This window comes from Rhodococcus yunnanensis NBRC 103083 (assembly GCF_001895005.1).
GTDB lineage: Bacteria > Actinomycetota > Actinomycetes > Mycobacteriales > Mycobacteriaceae > Rhodococcoides > Rhodococcoides yunnanense.
Genome location: NZ_BCXH01000002.1, coordinates 34041 through 47512, shown reverse-complemented (window position 1 = coordinate 47512; position 13472 = coordinate 34041). Strand labels below are relative to the sequence as shown.

At 65.2% G+C, this 13472-nt stretch carries 14 protein-coding genes and 1 other RNA gene; 7 read left to right on the top strand and 8 right to left on the bottom strand.

Annotated features, from left to right (window positions below):
* Nucleotides 1–16 precede the first annotated feature (16 nt).
* Together RY1_RS04515 and RY1_RS04510 are read right to left on the bottom strand one after the other, a co-directional pair.
* Nucleotides 17–523 carry a low molecular weight protein-tyrosine-phosphatase gene (locus RY1_RS04515; protein ID WP_072802362.1) on the bottom strand — a complete coding sequence of 169 codons (507 nt, stop codon included), beginning with the start codon at nucleotides 521–523 and terminating at the stop codon, nucleotides 17–19.
* Nucleotides 507–1205, bottom strand: a complete 699-nt coding sequence (locus tag RY1_RS04510; RefSeq protein ID WP_072802361.1) for an HAD-IA family hydrolase — start codon at nucleotides 1203–1205, stop codon at nucleotides 507–509. The genes RY1_RS04515 and RY1_RS04510 overlap by 17 nt, the downstream gene beginning before the upstream one ends.
* Nucleotides 1206–1249: 44 nt before the next feature.
* Between RY1_RS04510 and cobC the strand changes: the two genes are divergently transcribed.
* Genes cobC through RY1_RS04490 form a run of 4 tightly spaced genes read left to right on the top strand, consistent with a single transcriptional unit; the run spans nucleotide 1250 to nucleotide 5357 of the window.
* Nucleotides 1250–2320: an Rv2231c family histidinol phosphate aminotransferase CobC gene (gene cobC / locus RY1_RS04505; protein ID WP_072802360.1), complete on the top strand. Its 1071-nt coding sequence runs from the start codon at nucleotides 1250–1252 to the stop codon at nucleotides 2318–2320.
* Nucleotides 2317–3465 (top strand): Nif3-like dinuclear metal center hexameric protein, encoded by a 1149-nt coding sequence (locus tag RY1_RS04500; protein WP_245819490.1) that lies wholly within the window; start codon nucleotides 2317–2319, stop codon nucleotides 3463–3465. The genes cobC and RY1_RS04500 overlap by 4 nt, the downstream gene beginning before the upstream one ends.
* A gap of 54 nt (nucleotides 3466–3519) precedes the next feature.
* Nucleotides 3520–4257, top strand: a complete 738-nt coding sequence (locus RY1_RS04495; protein WP_072802359.1) for a zinc ribbon domain-containing protein — start codon at nucleotides 3520–3522, stop codon at nucleotides 4255–4257.
* On the top strand, nucleotides 4254–5357 hold the full coding sequence (locus RY1_RS04490) for a bifunctional RNase H/acid phosphatase (protein ID WP_174565330.1): 1104 nt from the start codon (nucleotides 4254–4256) through the stop codon (nucleotides 5355–5357). The genes RY1_RS04495 and RY1_RS04490 overlap by 4 nt, the downstream gene beginning before the upstream one ends.
* On the opposite strand, the gene RY1_RS04485 is transcribed toward RY1_RS04490, so the two are convergent.
* Nucleotides 5346–6578 (bottom strand): SLC13 family permease, encoded by a 1233-nt coding sequence (locus tag RY1_RS04485; protein WP_072802358.1) that lies wholly within the window; start codon nucleotides 6576–6578, stop codon nucleotides 5346–5348. The genes RY1_RS04490 and RY1_RS04485 overlap by 12 nt on opposite strands.
* Nucleotides 6575–7096, bottom strand: coding sequence for a DUF1697 domain-containing protein (locus RY1_RS04480; protein ID WP_072802357.1), 522 nt, complete (start codon nucleotides 7094–7096; stop codon nucleotides 6575–6577). Before RY1_RS04480 ends, RY1_RS04485 begins: the two co-directional genes overlap by 4 nt.
* Nucleotides 7097–7168: 72 nt before the next feature.
* Here RY1_RS04480 and rnpB point away from each other — a divergent pair.
* From rnpB to RY1_RS04465, 3 genes are all read left to right on the top strand, one after another.
* Nucleotides 7169–7609: RNase P RNA component class A (gene rnpB / locus RY1_RS04475), an RNA gene on the top strand.
* A gap of 37 nt (nucleotides 7610–7646) precedes the next feature.
* Nucleotides 7647–7832 carry a hypothetical protein gene (locus tag RY1_RS04470; protein ID WP_072802658.1) on the top strand — a complete coding sequence of 62 codons (186 nt, stop codon included), beginning with the start codon at nucleotides 7647–7649 and terminating at the stop codon, nucleotides 7830–7832.
* Nucleotides 7833–7837: 5 nt separating this feature from the next.
* Entirely contained in the window at nucleotides 7838–9247 is a 1410-nt protein-coding gene (locus RY1_RS04465; RefSeq protein WP_139279727.1) for an RNB domain-containing ribonuclease, read from the top strand.
* Here the strand turns inward: RY1_RS04465 and pip are convergent.
* From pip to RY1_RS04445, 4 genes are all read right to left on the bottom strand, one after another.
* The gene (gene pip / locus RY1_RS04460) at nucleotides 9239–10216 is read right to left on the bottom strand and encodes a prolyl aminopeptidase (RefSeq protein WP_072802356.1); all 978 of its coding nucleotides are present in this window, start codon (nucleotides 10214–10216) and stop codon (nucleotides 9239–9241) included. The genes RY1_RS04465 and pip overlap by 9 nt on opposite strands.
* A 3-nt stretch (nucleotides 10217–10219) precedes the next feature.
* A complete protein-coding gene (locus tag RY1_RS04455) occupies nucleotides 10220–10666 on the bottom strand; it encodes a hypothetical protein (RefSeq protein WP_072802355.1) in 447 nt (148 codons plus the stop codon).
* 59 nt (nucleotides 10667–10725) lie between these two features.
* Entirely contained in the window at nucleotides 10726–11571 is an 846-nt protein-coding gene (panB, locus tag RY1_RS04450; protein WP_072802354.1) for a 3-methyl-2-oxobutanoate hydroxymethyltransferase, read from the bottom strand.
* A gap of 90 nt (nucleotides 11572–11661) precedes the next feature.
* Nucleotides 11662–13419, bottom strand: coding sequence for an NAD+ synthase (locus tag RY1_RS04445; RefSeq protein WP_072802353.1), 1758 nt, complete (start codon nucleotides 13417–13419; stop codon nucleotides 11662–11664).
* Nucleotides 13420–13472 lie beyond the last annotated feature (53 nt).

Sequence of the window (13472 nt, the reverse complement as noted above, 5' to 3'; positions counted from 1 at the left end):
GCTCGTCGAAAACGATCTACGACGGCTCGTCGGAGACGCGATCCGACACCCACGTCACCAGCCCCGGCATCGCTGCCTCGATCTGCTCACGAACCTCGGTGAACGCATCGTCCGACGAGTAGTACGGGTCCGCGACCGACTCCGAATCGGCGTCGTCGTCGAACGAACGAAGAAGTGCGATTCGCTCGGCGGGTACACCGAGCTGCAGCAACTGCCCGGCGTGGCCCGTGTCCAGAGCGACGAGCAGATCCGCCGACATGTGGTCCTCGCCGACCTGTGCAGCCTCGTGCTCGCTGTCGTATCCATGCGCGTCGAGTTCGGCGACGGTGCGAGGATCGGCGCCCTCACCCTCGTGCCAACCGTCGATGCCTGCGCTCGATACCCGAACCGACGACTCGAGACCGGCCTCGCGCAGGTACTGCGCGAAAACCTTCTCGGCCATCGGCGATCGGCAGATGTTGCCCGTGCAGACGAACGTGACGTGTAAGTCCGGTTCGCGCCGTGCGCTACTGGGTGTTGTCACCGAGCACCTGCGCAAGCTCGTCCATCGACGTCACGGTGAAAGCCGCCTCGTCGTTCTCGCCGTCGATCCCGTAGCCCCAGTCGACGTAGACGGCCGGAATGCCGAAGCGGGCAGCACCGTGCACGTCGTGATCTCGATCGCCGACCATCAGTACCCGCGCCGTTCCGCCGTCGCCTTTCTCCTTCGGAATCAGACCCAGATTGCGGAGCGAATGCGCGATCACATCCGGCTTCGCGCGTCGTACACCGTCGTTGCTTGCGCCGCCGATGAACTCGAAGTACTTCGACAATCCGAAGTGATCGAGAATTCGATGCGCGAACCGCTCGGATTTCGACGTCGCGACGCCGAGGCGTACCCCGCGATTCTTCAGTGCAGCGAGAACCGGCTCGATACCGTCGTACACGGAGTTCTCGGCCCAGCCCTGCGCATCGTAGCGCTCGAAATAGGCCGCGAGAGCCCTCTGCGCAACATCTTCGTCGAGGCCCATCGTGCGGAACGAATCGATGAGCGGGGGTCCGATCACCAGTGCGAGCTGCTGCTCGGTCGGCTCGGGAGCACCGACCGTCTCGAGTGAGTGGCGGAAGCCGGCCAGGATGCCAGGGGCGGAATCGGTGAGCGTTCCGTCGAGATCGAACAGCACGACCGTGGCGCGCGTGTTCGTCGGTTCGTCGAGCTTTGTCATGGCAAAAACCTTATCCGTGGTGAAGCCGACTACGCTCATCGGCAATGAATGGACCGGCCGATGTGGACTCCCGCTCGTTGCTACGACACCACGGTGACGCCGAGGTCGGCGACGGGCTCGTCGACTTCGCGGTCAATGTGCAGGGCGTATCGCCCCCGGCCTGGCTGCGCTCGCGACTTGCCGACAGGCTCGTCGACCTCGGTTCCTATCCGACGGCCGCCGCCGATCGACGTGCGCGCGAGACGGTCGCGAGAAGGCATGGCAGATCACCCGAGGAAGTACTGCTGTTGGCCGGTGGCGCCGAGGGGTTCGCGATGCTTCCGCGGCTTCGGCCCCGCCTGGCTGCCGTCGTCAATCCGTCGTTCACCGAGCCCGAATGGGCACTGCGGGCGGCCGGGGTCGATGTGGCGCAGGTTCTGTTGCCACCGCCGTATCGGCTCGACGCTGCGCTCGTTCCGGAGCAGGCGGACGTGGTGGTGCTCGGCAATCCGACCAATCCGACGTCGGTTCTGCACACGAGGGAAGAGATCCTGGGCATGCGACGCCCCGGTCGAATTCTGGTCGTGGACGAAGCATTCATGGACGCGGTACCAGGGGAGACTCAGTCGCTGGCGACCGAGTCGCTCCCCGACGTGCTGGTACTGCGCAGTCTCACCAAGACGTGGGCGCTCGCGGGGCTTCGATGCGGATACTTTCTCGGTCCCCCTGATCTGCTCCGACGGTTGGTCGACGGTCGAGCACACTGGCCGGTCGGGAGTCTGCAGATCGAGGCGATCGCAGCATGCAGCGAGCCGGCCGCGACCGAGGCCGCGGCCGCGAAAGCAGTGCGAATCACCACCGACAGGGAAGTGATGATCGATCGGCTTGCACTCCTCGGCATCGACGTCCACACACCTGCGCACGCACCGTTTCTGCTGCTACGCATCCCAGCGGCCGACGACGTCCGTCGACGGTTGCGCGCCGACGGTGTGGCGGTGCGCAGGTGTGACACATTCCCCGGGCTCGATCCCGATCACCTCAGGGTGGCGGTGCGCGGCCGCGATCAGGTGGACGTACTCGTCGCCGCACTGGGGCGTGCACTCGACACCGACAGTGATGGGAGAGCTCGACCGTGACCGAACATCGCGTGAGCCTCGGCGACGTGATCGCCGTACTCGATGCCGCATATCCACCTCGTCTGGCCGAGAGCTGGGATTCGGTCGGATTGGTCACCGGTGATCCCGACGACCCGGTGCAGAAGGTGATGTACGCCGTCGACGCCACCGCCGCCGTCGTCGACGAGGCCATCGAGTGGGGCGCCGACCTGCTCGTCGTGCACCATCCGTTGCTGATGAAGGGTGTCGACACCGTCGCGGCGAACACGCCGAAGGGCGCGCTGATCCATCGGCTCGTCAAGGCAGGATGTGCGCTGTTCACCGCCCATACCAATGCGGATTCCGCGGATCCCGGTGTCTCCGATGCGCTTGCCGAACTCCTGGGCGTGAGCGGCACTCGGCCGATCGAACCGATCGACGGTCCACGCATCGACAAGTGGGTCGTGTTCGTGCCGCGTACGCACTCGGATCGCGTTCGAGATGCACTGTTCGAGGCAGGTGCGGGATCGATCGGTGACTATCGTGAGTGCAGCTGGACCGTCGCGGGCGTCGGACGGTTTCGCCCGGTGTCAGGAGCCGACCCGGCGATCGGAACCATCGGTGCGGTCGAGCACGTCGACGAGGATCGCGTCGAGATGGTGGCAGACGCATCCCTGCGGTCCCGAGTGCTGGAAGCCCTACGAACAGCGCACCCGTACGAGGAGCCCGCATTCGACGTACTGGAGGAAGTTCGGCAGCCGTCGTCGACCGGGCTGGGCCGAGTGGGGACTCTGCGTGCGCCCGTCACGCTGCGCGAGTTCACCGACCGCGTGCGCGCTGCGGTACCCGAGACCGCATGGGGTGTTCGTGCGGCTGGAGACCCGGATGCGCGGGTGGAGACGGTCGCACTGTGCGGCGGCGCAGGTGATTCGTTCCTCGGGGTCGTGCGGTCGCTGGGCGCGGACGTCTTCGTCACGTCCGATCTGCGGCACCACCCGGTCGACGAACACCTGCGCGGCGGGGGACCGGCCGTCATCGACGTCGCGCACTGGGCCTCGGAATGGCCGTGGTGTGAGCAGGCCCGAAAAATTGTCGATTCGGCTTTCGCGGACTCCGGCACGTGGGAAAGTCGAGTGAGCACCACACGAACCGACCCGTGGACCATCGGGGCTGCGCAGCCGGAGTGACACAGCCGGTAGGCTTGACCGAATCAACTTCCATAGTCGCAGGAGTCATCACGCGTGAACGTCGATCCCCGAGTGCAGGCCTCACTTCTCGAACTGGCCGCAGTGGACACCGAACTGACTCAGATCGCACATCGCCGCAAGAGCCTGCCGGAGCAGGCCGAGGTCGAGAAGCTGGAGGCCGAGCGCATCGCACGTAAGGATGCCGCCGTCACCGTCCAGATCTCCATGGATGATCTCGACCGCGACATCAAGAAGCTCGAGAACGAGGTCGACGCCGTTCGGCAGCGCGAGGACCGCGACAGGAAGCTGCTCGACAGCGGAACCGTCGTGCCGAAGCAGATGTCCGAACTGCAGCACGAACTCGCCAGCCTCGAGCGACGTCAGGGCATCCTCGAAGAGGAACTGCTCGAGGTCATGGAGCGACGCGAGGCGTCGGAAACCGACTACAACCACGCGGGCGCGCAGCTGACTCAGATCGAGGAGGAGCTGATCGACGCAGGCCGACGCCGTGACGATGCCGTCGCCGACGTCGACGCAGCCGAGAAGCGAAGCACCGCCCGCCGATCCGAACTGGCGACGACGTTCCCCGAGGATCTTCTCGGGATCTACGAGAAGCAACGCGGGCTCACCGGGCGCGGCGCAGCACTGCTGCAGGCCCGGCGGTGCGGCGCGTGCCGCATCGAACTCGACCGCGGTGAGATCTCGCGCATCGCCGCAGCACCAGCGGATGCGCTCGTTCGATGCTCGGAATGCAACGCAATTCTGGTGCGCACCAAGGAGTCCGGCCTGTGAGCACTGGGCTGCGTGTCGTCGTCGAGGCAGACGGCGGCTCCCGCGGAAATCCCGGTCCCGCAGGCTACGGCGCCGTGGTTCTGTCCGCCGACCGTTCGGAGGTGCTCGCCGAGCGCCGACTCGCGCTCGGAGTTGCGACCAACAACGTCGCCGAATACCGGGGACTGATCGCAGGATTGACCGCGGCCGGCGAAGTCGGGGCACGCGTAGTGCAGGTCCGAATGGACTCCAAGCTGGTCGTCGAGCAGATGTCCGGACGTTGGAAGGTCAAGCATCCGGACATGATTCCGCTCAACCGTGAAGCGGCGACTCTGGCGCGTGGATTCGAATCGGTGTCGTACGAGTGGATTCCGCGGAACCAGAACTCGCACGCCGACCGTCTGGCGAACGAGGCGATGGATGCAGCAGCAGCCGGTGAAGTTCTCGCACCACCGGAGAAGGTCGCCGAGAAGCCTGCGGCCCCTGGATGGACGGGAGCAGTCGGTGAGCCGACGCGACTACTGTTGCTCCGTCACGGACAGACGCCGTTGTCGGTCGAACGCCGCTACTCGGGGCGGGGCAATCCCGCGCTGACCGAACTGGGTGAGCGGCAGGCAGCCGCCGCGGCTCGTTATCTCGGCCGGCGCGACGACATCGCGGCCATCGTGTCGTCGCCGCTCGGTCGCGCGCAGCAGACGGCGGGCGCCGTGGCCGACACGGTCGGCCTCGAGGTGTCGACGCTCGACGACCTCACCGAGACCGATTTCGGTGACTGGGAGGGCCTGACGTTCAAGGAAGCGTCCGAGAAGTATCCGGACGTCCACCAGAAGTGGCGTGGTGACACATCCGTGGCTGCGCCGAGCGGCGAGAGTTTCGATGCAGTTCTGCAGCGCGTCACCGCCGCACGAGACAAACTGATCGCGTCGTATTCGGGTTCGACGATCGTGGTGGTCTCGCACGTCACACCGATCAAGATGCTGCTCCAGCTCGCGCTGGACGTCGGGCCGTCGCTTCTGTACCGCCTGCATCTGGATCTCGCGTCGCTGAGCATCGCCGAGTTCTACCCGGACGGGGGAGCCTCGGTCCGGCTGGTCAACAACACCTCGTACCTAGATCAGTAACGAGACCCACAGCGCCGCGACCGCGCCGAGGATCGTCAGCGGGGTGGTGATCAGTCCGAGAACGGTGAAGGTTCGAAGGTCGGCCGGTTCGTTGTTCGTGGCACCGACGCGGCGCCACAACATGATCGCCAGCGAGCCGACGTAGGTCAGGTTCGGACCCAGGTTGACCCCGACGATCATCGCCAGCAGCAGACCGGGCGGCGCGGTCGTCCCGAACGCGGCCAACAGCATCAGTGTCGCGGGCAGGTTGTTGACGACGTTGGATGCGATCGCGGCGATCACGGCAGTCGTCAGCAGACCTGCGAAGGTTGCCTCGGTGGGCAGGATGCCGCTGAGCCATGTACCGATCGGCCCCGCGGTGACGCCTTCGACGACGATGCCGAGTAGCAGGACGAAGCCACAGAATTTCAGGTCGGCGGCGCGCAGCACACGCCGCGGAACCGTGTATCCGTCGCGCAGGGCACGCACTGCCAGAACGGCCGAGCCTGCGGCTGCCACCCAGAACGGCTCGACCTGGAAAAATCCGGCGACGGCGAACCCGACCAACGTCGCACCGAGGACTACGAGTGTGCCGACCGGTGCGGCGACGGGTTCATGCGCGAGCGCAGCGTCGGTTGCGAGCAGGTCCTTGCGGAAGAAGACCCAGATCACCGCGAGCTCGATCAGAATCGACACAATCCACGGCAACGCCATCAGAGCCGCGAAGTGGACGAATGTCAGCCCGGTTGCGGTGAATGCGAGCAGATTCGTGAGGTTGGAGACCGGCAGCAACGTCGACGCCGTGTTGGACAGATGCGCCGTTGCGTAACTGTGCGGTCGGGCCGACATACGTAGGGCCCGGGCCGCACCGATGACCGCAGGCGTCAGAAGAACGACGGTCGCGTCCAGACTGAGCACGGCAGTGGTGATCGCAGCGGCGACGAACACCGACACGAGCAGGCGGTGCGGGCTGCCTCCGGCGGAGCGCCCCATGAACGACGCTATCCATCTGAAGACGCCGAGAGCATCGGCAAGGTGCGCCAGGATCAGAATGAAGGCCAGAAAGACGACCGTGGGCAGGAGGTCGAGCACCTGTTGCCGAGCCTGGGACACCGAGACGAGACCCAGCAGCAGAGCCAGCCCGGCGGCAGGCAAGGCGACAACGATCTCGGGGAGTCCCCGTGGGCGAACGATGGCGAAGATCAGTACGGCGGCAACGAGTGCCGCAGCCACTACGGTCACGCCAGCATCTTGACGAGCGTCCGTAGATTCCTGGTGGTGGTGGTCGGCTTGTACTTCGCCTTCGAGGTGAACTTCCCGACGACACTGTCGGTGGTGAACCCCTTCACGACCTCCCAGTACACGACGCTGTCTCCGGCCGAGATGCGCTCGAGCTCCGGATCGAGCGTGCCGCCGATCGCCGCGAGTTCCGCGAGATGGTCGGCGTTGTTGCCGAAGATCACATATGGATGCCATCCCTCTCGTTCCGCGTCGAACGGATAGGCGTCGACGATCGCACGAAGCGCCGGCTCGTCCAGCACGATGACCCAGGCCTCGTATCCGAAGGTGTCGGACAGCACGGTCTCGACCGACTTCTTCAACTTCGCCCCACTCAGCGGCGACCGGAGTCGAACGTTGCCGGTTGCCAGGATGGTGCGGACGTCGTCGAAACCCGCGTTCGTCAGAGCCGCACGGAGATCGGCCATCTTGATGTTGATCCCACCGACGTTGATTCCGCGCAGCAGAACGACGTGATCCATGACGTGAACTGTAGTTCGGGGCGCACAGTGTCGTGCATGGGCTACACAGCGAGGTAGAGTTCCCACCGCGAACGAGTCGGTTGGACGGCTGCGGCGCGGAGAACTGTCGGAGCCATTCCGGCAAGCTTCGAGCCGAGGAAAGTCCGGACTCCACAGAGCAGGGCGGTTGCTAACGGCAACCCGAGGTGACTCGCGGGACAGTGCCACAGAAAACAGACCGCCCACACGCGGTTCTTTCGAGAACCGTGGGTGGGTCAGGGTGAAACGGTGCGGTAAGAGCGCACCAGCGCCCCAGGTGACTGGGGTGGCTAGGTAAACCCCGCCCGGAGCAAGGTCGAAGGTCGAACCCTTTTCGAAGGGTACGGCTGCGCAGGTGTTCGAGGGCTGCTCGCCCGAGCCTGCGGGTGGACTGCTCGAGGTACCCGGCGACGGTGTGCCCAGATGGATGGTCGTCGTTCCTTCCCGTTTCGGCGGGATGGTTCACAGGATCCGGCTTACATGCCGACTCGTTCGCACTTTCTCCTCCCTCATGATCGGGCACACTGGGATCATGAGCACAGACGACGAAGCCTGGTACTACGACGTACGCACCAAGACGGTCTCGCAGGGCAAGGAATCGGGCGCTCTCGATCGCATGGGGCCCTACCCGGACCGGCAGACCGCCGAACGCGCCATCCAGATCGCGGCCGAGCGAAACAAGGCCGCCGACAAGGCCGACGACGACTGGAACAACTGACTCTCGTGGTGCTGTCTCGGCTGGTCGTCACTGGGTTCGACTTTCACGCCATCAGGTCCGAGTTTCGTCTTCGTGAAGACTTCAGCGAGCAGGCACTCGCAGAGGCGGAGGCGGCCGTCGACAGGCACGTAGGTGAGCGTGCGGACCGCACCGACATCGAGTTCGTGACCATCGACCCGCCCGGCTCGATGGATCTCGATCAAGCAGTGCACATCGAGAAACACGCGACGGGCTTCGTGGTGCACTACGCGATCGCCGATGTCGGCGCGATCGTCGTCCCCGACGGCGCTCTCGATACCGAGACCCGTGAGCGCGGCCAAACCTACTATCTGCCCGACGGTTCGGTGCCGCTGCATCCGAGGATGCTGTCGGAAGGGTCGGCGAGTTTGTTGCCGAACGAGCTGCGGCCTGCAGCGCTGTGGCGTATCGATCTCGACTCCGACGCGGAGCCGGTGGCGTGGTCGGTGGTCCGCGCGACGGTACGGTCGATCGCACGGCTCGACTACGCAGGCGTACAGGCCGACGTCGATGCAGGCACACCGCATCCATCCATCGCTGCACTCGCGGAGTTCGGTGCGCTGCGGGCACAGTCGGCGTTGCGTCGTGGATCGATCGACATCACGTTGCCCGAGCAGGAAGTGGTGGGGAGCGGCGATTCGTGGCGAATCGAACTGCAACGCCGGACCGACGTCGACAGCTGGAACGCCGAGGTGTCGTTGCTGACCGGAATGTGCGCTGCCCGCATCATGATCGGTGCAGGAGTGGGTCTGCTCCGCACACTGCCGCCGGCGTCGGACGACGCCCTGACCGCTATGCGCAAGACTGCCGAGATGCTCGACATCGACTGGCCCGACGGGGCTTCGGCAGGGACGGTGTTGGCAGGTCTCGAGTCCGACGCGCCCGAAACGCTGGCCATGATGACCGAGGCGACAGGATTGCTTCGCGGGGCGGACTACGCCGCGTTCGACGGTGAATTGCCCTCGTTGACAGAGCATTCCGGCATTGCGGCGCCGTACGCGCATGTCACCGCGCCGCTACGTCGATTGTCGGATCGATTCGCCACCGAGATATGCCTTGCCGTCGTCGCCGAGGTCGACATTCCATCGTGGGCACGGGCCGCGCTTCCGGATCTACCTGCTGTGATGCGTGCTTCGGATTCGACTGCGTCCAAGGTCGATCGAGCGTGTATCGATCTGACCGAGGCGATGGTGCTGTCGGGCAGGGTCGGCGAGAAGTTCGGTGCCCTCGTTCTCCGGGGCGCGGAGGGCAAACGTGACGCCGAGGTGTTCCTGCACGACCCCATCGTGATCGGCAAGTGCACAGGCGCGCCACCGGAGGGGGAGAAGGTGACGGTGCGGCTCACCATCGCCGACACCGACTCCCGCCGGATCGAATTCGCGTACGACTCACAGTAGCGAGGCGAACCTGTCGGTTGCTTCGACCAAGTGGTGGACGATCCCGGGTTCCGCTGCCGAGTGCCCGGCGTCGTCCACGATTGTCAGCTCGGCGCCCGGCCACGCCCTGTGGAGGGCGTATGCACTGGTCGCCGGGCAGACGACGTCGTACCGACCTTGCACGATGATGCCGGGAATACCGTCGAGCCGGTGCGCATCGTTCAGGAGTTGATTCTCGGCGAGGAACCCCCCGTTGCGGAAGTAGTGGTTCTCGATTCCGGCGAACGCGAGAGCGAACCGCGGATCGGAGTTCTCGGCGATCTGGTCGGGCCGCGGCAGTAGGTAGCTCGTCGCAGCTTCCCATGCCGACCACGCGACCGCGGCGGCGACCGCGATCTCCCGGTCGTCGGACGTCAGCAACCGGTGGTAGACCTCGACGAGGTCGGAGTCTCGCTGGTCCTCGGGGACCGGCCCCAGGAACTTCTCCCACTGTTCGGGGAAAAGGTGGCCGGCACCGCCGTTGTAGTACCAGTCGATCTCACTGCGACGCAGCAGGAAGATGCCGCGCAGGATCAATCCGGTCACCCGCTCGCGATGGGACTGCGCGTACGCCAGCGACAGCGTCGATCCCCAGGAACCGCCGAACACGAGCCACTTGTCGACGCCCAGGTGTTCGCGGAGCTTCTCGATGTCGGCGACGAGGCGGTCGGTGGTGTTGACCGCGGGGTCGGCACCGTCGGCGATGTGCGGCGTCGATCGGCCGCACCCACGCTGGTCGAACAGAACGATGCGGTAGACGGCAGGATCGAAGTACCGCCGCTGAGCCGGACCGGTGCCACCGCCGGGACCGCCGTGCACGAACACCACCGGCTTACCGGTGGGGTTGCCGCTGATCTCCCAATAGATCCTTTGGCCCTCACCGACGTCGAGATGGCCGGTCTCGAACGGCTCGATCGGTGGATACAGCTCCGTCGTGTAGTTCTCGGCCACGGATCAGAACCCGACCAGACCGGATGCGAGATCGGGGATGTCGAGCGAGCGCATCGCTTCCTCGCGGACGTCGGGGCAGTTCTCGATCGTGATGTCGTCGACGATGGCGCGGTTCTGCACCACCTGCAGATTGATCGCACCGCTCTGCGCGGCCCACGTCTGGACGACGATGTTCAGGCCACCGCGGCCCAGCGTCGGGCCCTGGATCCGCCATTCCTGCAACTGCTCGCCGAGATCGGTGCACAGTTGCTGCTTCTGCTGATCGGTGATGCCACCCGCCGCGGACGGTTGGGCGGTGGTCGTCGGAGCTTCCGTCGTCGTCGTGGTCAGCTGCGACGATGACCCGGTCGTCGTCGAGTCGGTGCTGCATGCGCCGATCGATCCGACGACGGCAACCGCCCCCACGAGGGAGACGGCTGCTCGGCGATACCTACTTCTGCCTGGATTCATGGCACCGAGTGTGCCATCTTCGGGCAGTCTGTTGCGCGCTCGTTCTGGAGCGGTGCGGGCTAGTAACTGTGCTCGGGCGCAGGGAACGTGCCCGTTCGAACCTCGGAGAGGTAACTGGCAGCGGCATTACGAAGTTCGTCACCGACGTTGCCGAACTTCTTGACGAACTTGGCGGTCTTGCCGTTGGTGTATCCGGCCATGTCCTGCCACACCAGCACCTGAGCGTCGGTCTCGTTGCCCGCGCCGATTCCGATCGTCGGAATCGTGAGCTTGCGGCTGACCTGTCCGGCTACATCGGCGGGAACCATCTCCATCACGACCGAGAATGCACCTGCCTCCTGCACGGCGATGGCGTCGGCGACCAGTTGATCTGCGCCGTCGCCGCGGCCCTGGACACGGAAGCCGCCCAGGCCGTTGACGCTCTGCGGAGTGAAGCCGATATGGGCCATCACCGGAATGCCTGCCGCGGTGATCGCCGCGATCTGATCGGCGACGCGTTCGCCGCCCTCGAGCTTGACGGCGTTGGCGAGACCTTCCTTCATGAACCGCGTCGCCGTGGCGAGCGCCTGCTGCGGTGAGGACTCGTAGCTGCCGAACGGCAGATCGGCGACGACGAGGGCCTGCGGAGCGCCGCGTACGACGCCGCGAACGAGCGGCAGCAATTCGTCGATGGTGATCGGAACAGTCGTGTCGTAGCCGTAGACGACATTGGCGGCGGAATCGCCGACGAGCAGCACCGGGATGCCAGCTTCTTCGAAGATTCGAGCACTCGAGTAGTCGTACGCCGTGAGCATCGCCCACCGCTCGCCCTCTGCCTTCATCTGCAGCAGGTGGTGCGTGCGGGTCTTACGAGTCAAACCGGACACCGCAGAATCGGTCGAACCGTACACAGAATTGTCGGACATCTTTGTCCCTTTCGGTTCCTCGAGGCCCGCCTGCGGGTCCCCGGGATGGGGTTGATGACGTCCCCAGTCTGCCACCGACGACGTTGCCCGTTAAGTGGACTCCCGAGTGCAATTGGTCACACCGCTGTCGCGGAAACCGTTGGTGATGGGCATCCGGCGGTCGCGGCCGAACGCGCGTGAGGTGATCTTGGTACCGATCGGATACTGGCGACGCTTGTACTCGGCCGCGTCGACCTTACGAAGGATCTCGACAACGGTGTCGCGGTCGTATCCTGCGGCCACGATGTCGTCGAGTCCCTGGTCGTTGTCGACGTACCGGAAGAGTATGGCGTCGAGCTCGTCGTAGTCGGGAAGTGAATCGGTGTCGAGTTGGCCCGGTCGCAGTTCTGCAGAGGGGGGCTTGTCGATGCTGCCTTCCGGAATCGGCGGCACCTCACCGCGTTCGGCGGCAGCTTTGTTGCGCCATCGGGCCAGGTGCCACACCAGTGATTTCGGTACGTCCTTGATGGGTGCGAATCCGCCGACGGCGTCGCCGTAGATCGTCGAATAGCCAACGGCGAGCTCGGATTTGTTACCGGTGGCCAGGATGAGGTGTCCGGCGGAGTTGGACAGTGCCATCAATGTCATGCCGCGACAACGCGCCTGAATGTTCTCCTCGGCGAGACCGGTCAACGCCAATTGTTCCGTGAAGGCCTCGACCATGGCCGAGATCGGCTCGGTGCGGAAGTGAATGCCGGTGCGGCGTGCGAATTCGTCTGCATCGCTTCGTGAATGATCGGAGGAGTATCGCGACGGCATGGATATACCGTGGACTGCATCGCTGCCGAGTGAATCGACGGCGATCGCAGCGACCACGGCCGAGTCGATACCGCCGGATAGTCCGAGTGCCACGCTACGAAACCCGTTCTTGTGCACATAGTCTCGTAGTCCCGTGACGAGCGCTGCCCACACCGTTTCCTCGTCCGACGAGGAGTGACCGTCGGGGGATGTCGAGATAGCCGGAGCGAGTGGATTCCACCCTCGCACGACGGCATCGGAGACAGTGTTGCGGTCGACGGTCCATCCATCGACGCCGACGCGGTCGGTCGTCCGCTCGGCAGGCAATTCCAGGTTCACGTACAGCAGTTCCTCGGTGAACACGGGCGCCAGCCCGAGGAGTCGTCCGTCGGCTGCGACAACGAGACTTCCGCCGTCGAAGACCAGCTCGTCCTGCGCGCCGACGAGGTTGGCGTATGCCACCGGGACTCCGGCCTCGGCGGCCCGCCGTTCGACGACGGAACGGCGGATCGTGTCCTTGCCGCGCTCGTACGGGCTCGCATTGAGGCAGAGCAGGCCGTCGATTCCTGCTGCCGAATATGCAGGCACCGGACCGCCGGGTTGCCAGATGTCCTCGCAGATCACGATTCCGAGCCGGAACTCGTTCACCGTGGTGATACTCAGCCGCGAACCGGGCGCGAAGTAGCGGACCTCGTCGAAGACTCGATAGGTCGGTAGTGCGACCTTGTCGTATCGGGACAGGACGCTGCCGCGGGACAGCACTGCGGCGCTGTTTCGGGACCCTGAGGTGTCGCGATCGAGGTATCCGACGACCACGACTGCGTCGCCGCATCCCGATCGATCCAATTCTTCGGCCAGTCGGGCGAGCGCATCGCGTGAGGCATCGGCGAACGAGGGGCGTAGCGCAAGATCCTCGACGGGGTAGCCGGTCAGCGCCATTTCCGGAAACAGAACGACCTGCGCACCCTCCTGAACAGCCCGCAGGGACCACGAGGCGATCAGTGAGCTGTTGCCGTCGAGATCTCCTACCGTGGGATTGGTCTGGGCAAGAGCGATTCGCAGTGCCTGCACGCGTCGAATCCTAGTGCTGGGCGCCGCGGAGCGCGCGATGTGCGCAGGGTCCG

Excerpts from the sequence above, each read along its gene's own strand:
- RY1_RS04470 (WP_072802658.1), top strand. The coding sequence starts at position 7,647 with ATGAGCACAGACGACGAAGCCTGGTACTACGACGTACGCACCAAGACG.
- RY1_RS04455 (WP_072802355.1), bottom strand. The coding sequence starts at position 10,666 with ATGAATCCAGGCAGAAGTAGGTATCGCCGAGCAGCCGTCTCCCTCGTG.
- RY1_RS04480 (WP_072802357.1), bottom strand. The coding sequence starts at position 7,096 with ATGGATCACGTCGTTCTGCTGCGCGGAATCAACGTCGGTGGGATCAAC.
- cobC (WP_072802360.1), top strand. The coding sequence starts at position 1,250 with ATGAATGGACCGGCCGATGTGGACTCCCGCTCGTTGCTACGACACCAC.
- RY1_RS04510 (WP_072802361.1), bottom strand. The coding sequence starts at position 1,205 with ATGACAAAGCTCGACGAACCGACGAACACGCGCGCCACGGTCGTGCTG.
- panB (WP_072802354.1), bottom strand. The coding sequence starts at position 11,571 with ATGTCCGACAATTCTGTGTACGGTTCGACCGATTCTGCGGTGTCCGGT.